Raw genomic sequence first — 7,438 nt, 5'->3', positions numbered from 1 at the left:
CCCACCCGCGCCACACGAACCCCCCCCCGTGCACCCCGGTGCCGGGCCGCCGCGGCGCGCCCGCCCGGGCGCCCCTGACCCGGGCGGCGCGCCCCCCGGCCGGGACCCCGTCGAGGCCGGGCGCGGAGCCGTCTGTCAGGTCAGGGGCCCGGGCCGGGGTTCCGGTACCGGCTCGGGGCCCGGCGGTGTCGGGATCGGGGACGGGGACGGCACAGGTTCCGGACCGGGTACGGGGTTCGGCCCGGGGACGGGGTCGGGACCGCCCGGCTTCGGCCCGGGGACGGGGTCGGGACCGCCCGGCTTCGGCCCGGGGGCGGGATCGGGGCTCGGCGTCGGGTCCGGGAAGGGACTCGGCCCCGGAGGCTCGGGGCTCGGACCCGGGGTCGGCCCCGGCGGTACGGGGTCGGGGTACGGATGCGTCATGGTGGTCCTCCAGCCAGTCGGTACGTCGGCCCTGGACTTGTCCCACGCGTACCCGGCCCCGGCGCACCCACTCACCCCGTCGCGCGAGGGACGGCGACCAGGTGGACCTACGCGGCGTGCGCCATGGCGGGGCCGGTGACCCACGTGGGGCGTGCCGCGCGGACCGCTGGTGGGCGCACGCGGGGCGCGAGGCTCAGACCACTGATCGGCCCAGGCGGGGCCCAAGACCCGGACCACGAGTCGGCACTGCCCGGCGCACTCGGTCCGAGTCCGACCACTGATCGGCCCATGTGGGGCGCGACGCCCGGACCACGAGCCGATCGCCACCCGTCGCACTCGCACCACGGCCGGCCCCACCCGGGGCGCGCTGCTCAGACCTGGTCGGCCCGGGGCCCATTGCTCAGACCACTGATCGGCCCAGGCGGGGCCCCAGGCCCGGACCACGAGCCGGTCGCCACCCGTCGCACTCGGACAACCCGGGGTGCACTGCTGGGGCGGCCGGTGGGCCTAGCCGGTGTGGGCCGCGCGGGCCACGTCCGCCGCGGCGGAGAGACCCGGGCGGGGGCTCGACAGCACCGGTACCGAGGTGGTGGTGAGCCGCTGGGCCGGAGCCATGGACGCCTGGGCGAGGACGATCACATCGGCGTCGGTAACCGCGTCGGCGGCGTCGGCCACCGCGCGGGCGCAGCCGTCCACGTCACCCGCCTCGAACAGTGCCCACGCGTCCTCGACCAGTGCCGTACGGACTTCGACGGGGCGGCCCGCGCCGCGGGCCTCCTCCTCCATCAGGGCGACCGTCGGTTCCAGGGTGCTCGCCACCGTCGCGAGGACGACGACCCGCGGTCCCGTGGCCACCGCCGCGGCGGCCATCGGGCGGTCCACGCGGAGCACGGGCACCCCGGCGTCGGTCCGCTCCGCGACCGCACCGATGGTCGAGCAGGTGCAGAGCACGACCCGCGCGCCGTCGGCGACGGCCCGGCCGAGCAGCGCCCGCACCTCGTCGGCCACCGCTTCGGGCCCCTCGCGCCGGGCCCTCGCCAGCAGCTCCTCGTCGACCAGGTGCCGCAGCTCCAGGCCCTGGTGGGCCTCGTCGCGCAGCGCGTCGAAGACGGGGACGTGCACCGGCGACGTGTGCAGCAGCGCGAGCGGCCCGGACCGGGACAGGTGCGGCACCCCGGTCATCAGAAGCGTCCCGGATGCGCCTTGAGCCACTCCACTGCGGCCTTCAGCAGCTCCGGGTCGGCCACCGGAGCCTCCTCGGGGTGCCGCTCCGCCCACTTCACGACGTACGGGCAGAGCGGCGCGACCACGACACCCTCGCGCGCGGCCATGACGTACAGCTCACGTGCGAGGGAGCCGGCGATGCCCCGGCCCTCGTGCTCGGGTTCCACGATGGTGTGGACGGGGACGAATGCCCGCGCGGGCTCCTCCAGGACGAAGTACTCGACATGTCCGACCACCTGGTCACCGGCGAACGCCTCGAGGCGGCCGGCCGCCCTGTCGTCGCGGATCTCGATATCACTCACGGCCACTCCTCGGGTCCAGGGGTCCTGCGACGCCGCCGCCTCGCGCCTCAGCCGGTGACGGCCTGCGGGCTGCGCTGCTGGTCCGAGCCAGGTACCGGCTCGGACGGGTCGGCGCCGAGGGACACGATCCGGTTGTCGCGGTCCACATGCACGACGCTGGGCCGCAGCGCCCGCGCCTCCGCGTCGGTCACCTGAGCGTAACTGATGATGATCACCAGATCACCGGGATGCACAAGATGGGCCGCCGCTCCGTTGATCCCGACGACACCCGACCCGCGCTCGCCCTCGATGACGTACGTCTCCAGGCGGGCGCCGTTGGTGATGTCGACGATGTGGACGAGCTCACCGGGCAGCAGATCGGCGGCGTCGAGCAGGTCGGCGTCGATCGTGACGGATCCGACGTAATGCAGGTCGGCCTGGGTGACCGTGGCGCGGTGGATCTTGGACTTGAACATGGTGCGCAGCATCGAGGCAACTCCAGAATCTCGGCTCCCTGCCCGCGTTCTTGCAGGTCAAGGGCTGTTTCCTACCTTACAGCGAGTCGCTGGTCCGGTCAGCTCCCCCGAGATGTCCCAGGGCTCCCGCTGACCGGCCGACGACTTTCGCGACGGTGCATACGGCGCCGGGAAGGGTGCCCGGGGTCGTTCTCGCTCCCCCGGGCCGCCCTTCACGAACGGCCGGGATCAGGGTACGCAACAGCCCTCGAAGATCTTCGTGACGATCGCCACAGCGGGACGCACGCGCTGATCGCCTACGTCCGAGGAGCCGCTTCGGGACTGCTCGTCCGGTCCAGCGGGCAGCTGGTCAGCAGCGTCGCCCGGTCCGCGTCGGCCGGGCGCGGGACGGTGTGGCCCGCGGGAGGACGGCCCTCGCCGGCCAGCCATCGTTCGAGCGCCGTGAAGGCGGAGCGGTGGCAGGGGATCATCGGGCGGAGCTTGTCGGGGAAGGCGTCGACGAGCGAGTCGGTGTGCGTCCCGTCCTCGATGCGGTAGTACCGCAGCAGCCCGCCCCGCCCGGCCGCTCGCACCATCCGTGCGTAGACGTCGGAGTCCTGGCTGATGGGCAGCAGCACGTCGAGTGTGCCCTGGAGGGTGATGAGCGGCTTGCCGATGCGTCCGGTCAGCGCGATGCGGTCGACGGCTCGGTGGACCGCTCCCGGCCGGGTGGCGTAGTCGTAGTCGGCGTCGCAGCCGGGGGTGCCGGAGGCGCAGTACGGGGTTCCCGCCTCGGTCGCTCCGTCGTAACCGGGGTCCACTTCCTCACGGTAGATGCGCTGGGTCAGGTCCCAGTACACCTGGTGGTGATACGGCCACAGGAACTCCGAACCGGCCGGGTAGCCCGCGGCGTGCATGGCCTGCTGGGCCTGCTCGGCACCGGCGCCCCCGGCCGCGTACTCGGGGTACTCACGCAGCGCGGGCGGCAGGAAGGTGAGCAGGCCGGGGCCGCCGGAGCGCCACAGCGTGCCCTCCCAGTCGACTCCTCCGTCGAACAGTTCGGGATGGTTCTCCAGCTGCCAGCGGACGAGGTAGCCGCCGTTGGAGATGCCGGTGGCGATGGTGCGGGCCGGGAGCCGGTGGTAGCGCTGCCGGACGACGGAGCGGGCGGCGCGGGTGAGCTGGGTGACGCGCGTGTTCCACTCGGCGATGGCGTCGCCGGGCCGGCGGCCGTCGCGGTAGAAGGAGAGGCCGGTGTTGCCCTTGTCGGTGGCGGCGTAGGCGTATCCGCGGGAGAGCACCCAGTCGGAGATCGCGCGGTCGTTGGCGTACTGCTCGCGATTGCCCGGTGTTCCGGCGACGACCAGTCCGCCGTTCCAGTGGTCGGGAAGGCGTATGACGAACTGCGCGTCGTGGTTCCAGCCGTGATTGGTGTCGGTGGTGGACGTGTCGGGGAAGTAGCCGTCGATCTGGATCCCGGGCACTCCGCTGGGCGTGGGCAGGTCCTTGGGGGTGAGGCCCGCGTAGTCGGCCGGGTCGGTGTGGCCCGAGGCCACGGTCCCGGCGGTGGTCAGCTCGTCCAGGCAGTCGGCCTGCTGGAAGTCCGCGCCCGGCACGCGCAGCGGCAGATCATGTGCGGCGCAGTGCCCGCGGGGTGTCCCGACGCCGACGGGCGCCGCCGCGGCCGGCGCGGGGACGGTCGAACAGGCGGCGGCGAGGGACAGCGCTCCGAGAGCGACGCGCCATCTGGGCCGTCGTCCGCGGGGCGGGGCGACGGCCGTACGGGGTGAGGGCATCCGGTGCCTCCGGGTCGGCTGGTGAGTGGTGGACGCACCGGAGGCTAGGGCGGGGTGACTGCTCAGGACATGTGCTGGCCCACCATGGTGGCGGCCCCGATAGGGTCGTCGGCCACCATGGCGGGCTTGGTCATCTCGCCGGAACTCGGATCCCCCGCGCCCGGTCACCTCGCCGGATCCGGGTTCCCCGCGCCCGGTCAGGGGCAGCCGTGGTCTGCGACGGTGTAGTAGCCGGTGGGCGACTCCTTCAGGGTGTGCGTGACGAAGGTGTTGTACAGACCCATGTTCTGGCCGGAGCCCTTGGCGTAGGTGTAGCCACCGCTCGTGGTGGCCCGTCCCGCCTGTACGTGGCTGTAGTTGCTGCCCGTCCAGCAGGCGGTGGTGCCGCCGGTGGTGGTCACGGTGATCGTCCCCGAGCCGGATCCGGCCGTGCCGCCGGCGTCCCGGGCGGCGACCACGTACGTGTGCGAGGTGCCCGCCCGCAGCCCGGTGTCCGTGTACGACGTGCCGCTCGGTGTTCCGACCGGGACGCCGTCGCGCTGGACGACGTAGTCCGTGGCGCCGCTGACGGCGTTCCAGCTCAGACTGATGCTCGTGTCGGTGGCTCCGGTCGCCGCCAGTCCGGTGGGTGCGGGCAACGAGCCCGTTCCTGTCCCGGAGCCGCCGAGGCCGAAGAACTCGGCGATCCAGTGGCTGGAGCAGATCGAACCCAGGAAGTACGGGGCGCCCGTGCTGCCGCACTGCTGAGCGCCGGTGCCGGGGTCGACCGGGGTGCCGTGACCGATGCCGGGAACCCTGTCGACCTCGACGGCGACCGTGCCGTCCGCGGCCAGGTACTCGTCGTGCCGGGTGGAGTCGGGCCCGATGGTGGTGGTGCGGGTGGGGGTCTGGGACAGCCCGTGCAACGCCGTCCACTGGTCGCGCAGTTCACCGGCATTGAGCGGTGCGACCGTCGTGTCCTGGTCGCCGTACCAGATGGCCGTGCGCGGCCATGGGCCGGTGTACGACGGGTATGCGTCGCGCACCCGCTGGGCCCAGTCGCCCGGGCTGAGGTCGACCCCGGGGTTCATGCACACGTAAGGGCTTTTGTCCTTCGTGCAGTTGTAGGGCAGCCCCGCGACGACGGCGCCGGCGGAGAAGACGTCGGGATAGGCGGCGAGCATGACCGCGGTCATGGCGCCGCCCGCGGACAGGCCGGTGACGTAGACGCGCCGGGAGTCCGCTCCGTACGTGGAGACGGCGTTGCTCACCATCTGTCTGATGGAGAGGGCTTCCCCCTGATCGCGCTGGTTGTCGCTCGGCTGGAACCAGTTGAAGCACTTGTTGAGGTTGTTCGAGGAGGTGGTCTCCGCGAGCACGAGCAGGAACTTGTCCCGGTCGGCGAGCTGGGACAGCCCGGAGTTGTCCGCGTAGACCTGGGCGCTCTGGGTGCACCCGTGCAGCGCGACGACCACGGGCGGGTTCGCGGGCAGGGACGCCGGCCGGTACACGTACATGGTCAACGCGCCGGGATTGGAGCCGAAGTTGCCGACGCGGGTGAGGGCGACGGCGGCGTGGGCGGGCGCGGGACCGGTCAGCGCGGCGCCCAGGACGAGGGCCACGACAGTGAGGAAACGGGGCACGGCGCGGCCCCACCAACTCCGGTGGCGTCCTTGGGCTGAGGGGAGTGACATCGGCGGCTCCTTCGTCGAATGCCCGGTGCTCTTGCGGCCGTCGGCGCATCACTGAACGCCGGGCACACCGAAGCGTTGCGGAACCTTAGAAGCGGGCGTGCGACCCCGACATGGCACCGGACACCACATCCGGCCTCGCGTCAGTCCGCATCACACGGATTGCGCGCGTGCCGGCGGATCTGTTACGGAGCTCGCGATCGGCCGCGCGATGGCTGGCCGAACTCCCCTGCCCCGTAGGCGCTTTGCCCCGGTGTGCGACCGGGAACCATCACAACCGCGCTTGACTGCTCCGACTGTATCGAGCGGGCGCAGACATGCCAGGAACCAGACATTCCGAGATCAGGAGACCGCCACAGAGGAACCCGTCGCCCGACAGAGGTCTCTTCGCACTCGGGCTGCCGCCCCGTTGGAGCCGGGGAACCCGCCGAGGAACGAGGAGCACGCTGTGCGAGGTCGACCCGTCTTGACCGCGCTTGCCGCGTCGGCCGTCCTGGCCTTCGGCACCGGCTGCTCGACCCAGGACGCCCAGGCCGAACCCTCCCGCTCGGCGTCCCCCGGCGGAGCACGTCACGCCGTTGAGGCATATGTGGACGCTCTCAACTCTCGCAGCGCCACCGGTCTGATCGAGGTCGGCGGCGTCAAGGACGAGGGTTGGTCGCGGAAGGAGGCCGCGCGGATCCTCGCGGACCGGGGCGGGAAGGATTGGAAGATCAAGGATGTCCGGATCGACTACGACATGGGCCCAGACACCGGTTCCGCCAACTTCTGGCCGAGGGCAAGGCTGGCGGGTCCCTGCGCGACACCTTCACCGTGACACGGGAGAAGGGCGTGTGGCACCTGGCCTTCCTCACTCACCAGGCGCCCGGCACGAAGGGCAAGCAGTCCTCCTCGACCAATGAACCCAGCTCCTGACCCATGAAAGCAGCCTCCCCGCGCCGTGTTCAGGCCGCGTCCACCGGCGCGGGGAGGGCCACCTGCGCCCACACGGTCTTGCCCGGGGCGGCCGGGCGCGGAGCGACACCCCAGTCGTCGGCGAGTGCGGCTACGAGCAGGAGGCCGCGCCCGGATTCCCCGTCCGGGTACGGCACTTCCGGAGCGGGGAGCCTCTCGGCCCGCGTGTCGGTGACTTCGACCCGTAAGACACCGTCGGTCTCGGCGAGGCGGAGGTGGAAGTCCCGACCGGGGACATGGCCGTGCCGGACGGCGTTCGCCGTGAGCTCCGCCGTGATCAGGGTGACGGTCTCATTGACCGGTGACGTGTACGGGTGGCCCCACTCGTTCAGGCGGTGCGAGATGAGACGACGGGCGAGTCGTGCGCCGCGTGGGGTCGATGTGAACCGCATCGCGAACTCACGTGCGACCACTGTGCGTTGCGGCATATGCCTGTGTGGGGGAATTACCGGCTTCATGCGGAGAACGGTCGCGGCCCGTGCGTAGCTTTGAACAGGCGTGACGCGCCGACCGCTGCCGGTTGTACGTGCCGGGTGCGTGGTTGTACGCGGGGTGAGGCGTGACCGGCCTCCCGCGCGGCGCGTTGGTCGCGGGAGCGGTTGTGGTGGCGGTTGCGAGGTGTTCCGGTGGCGGTA

At 72.2% G+C, this 7,438-nt stretch carries 7 protein-coding genes; 1 reads left to right on the top strand and 6 read right to left on the bottom strand.

Translation table 11 applies throughout. The features are described 5' to 3' along the window. Positions 1–930: 930 nt before the first annotated feature. The 5 genes from ACWD68_RS19065 to ACWD68_RS19045 all read right to left on the bottom strand — a co-directional run bounded on the left by ACWD68_RS19065 (position 931) and on the right by ACWD68_RS19045 (position 5,852). Positions 931–1,605, bottom strand: coding sequence for an aspartate/glutamate racemase family protein (locus tag ACWD68_RS19065; protein ID WP_451807579.1), 675 nt, complete (start codon positions 1,603–1,605; stop codon positions 931–933). Further along, positions 1,605–1,949 carry a GNAT family N-acetyltransferase gene (locus ACWD68_RS19060; protein WP_451807578.1) on the bottom strand — a complete coding sequence of 115 codons (345 nt, stop codon included), beginning with the start codon at positions 1,947–1,949 and terminating at the stop codon, positions 1,605–1,607. Before ACWD68_RS19060 ends, ACWD68_RS19065 begins: the two co-directional genes overlap by 1 nt. A gap of 47 nt (positions 1,950–1,996) precedes the next feature. Further along, positions 1,997–2,416: an aspartate 1-decarboxylase gene (panD, locus tag ACWD68_RS19055; protein WP_451807577.1), complete on the bottom strand. Its 420-nt coding sequence runs from the start codon at positions 2,414–2,416 to the stop codon at positions 1,997–1,999. Positions 2,417–2,700: 284 nt separating this feature from the next. Next, positions 2,701–4,179, bottom strand: a complete 1,479-nt coding sequence (locus tag ACWD68_RS19050; RefSeq protein ID WP_451807576.1) for a 3-hydroxybutyrate oligomer hydrolase family protein — start codon at positions 4,177–4,179, stop codon at positions 2,701–2,703. A 197-nt stretch (positions 4,180–4,376) separates the two neighbouring features. Next, a complete protein-coding gene (locus ACWD68_RS19045; protein WP_451807575.1) occupies positions 4,377–5,852 on the bottom strand; it encodes an extracellular catalytic domain type 1 short-chain-length polyhydroxyalkanoate depolymerase in 1,476 nt (491 codons plus the stop codon). Between the two features lie 463 nt (positions 5,853–6,315). Here ACWD68_RS19045 and ACWD68_RS19040 point away from each other — a divergent pair, with 463 nt between their 5' ends. After that, entirely contained in the window at positions 6,316–6,666 is a 351-nt protein-coding gene (locus tag ACWD68_RS19040) for a hypothetical protein (protein ID WP_451807574.1), read from the top strand. 127 nt (positions 6,667–6,793) lie between these two features. On the opposite strand, the gene ACWD68_RS19035 is transcribed toward ACWD68_RS19040, so the two are convergent. Further along, positions 6,794–7,195 (bottom strand): ATP-binding protein, encoded by a 402-nt coding sequence (locus tag ACWD68_RS19035; RefSeq protein WP_451807573.1) that lies wholly within the window; start codon positions 7,193–7,195, stop codon positions 6,794–6,796. Positions 7,196–7,438 lie beyond the last annotated feature (243 nt).

Source organism: Streptomyces sp. NPDC005141 (assembly GCF_053599975.1).
Note: the sequence above shows the minus strand (reverse complement) of the source record. Positions and strands in the feature narration are given on the sequence as shown.

Coding starts and splice junctions, on each gene's coding strand:
- ACWD68_RS19065 (WP_451807579.1), bottom strand. CDS start 1,605: ATGACCGGGGTGCCGCACCTGTCCCGGTCCGGGCCGCTCGCGCTGCTG.
- panD (WP_451807577.1), bottom strand. CDS start 2,416: ATGCTGCGCACCATGTTCAAGTCCAAGATCCACCGCGCCACGGTCACC.
- ACWD68_RS19050 (WP_451807576.1), bottom strand. CDS start 4,179: ATGCCCTCACCCCGTACGGCCGTCGCCCCGCCCCGCGGACGACGGCCC.
- ACWD68_RS19045 (WP_451807575.1), bottom strand. CDS start 5,852: ATGTCACTCCCCTCAGCCCAAGGACGCCACCGGAGTTGGTGGGGCCGC.
- ACWD68_RS19035 (WP_451807573.1), bottom strand. CDS start 7,195: ATGCGGTTCACATCGACCCCACGCGGCGCACGACTCGCCCGTCGTCTC.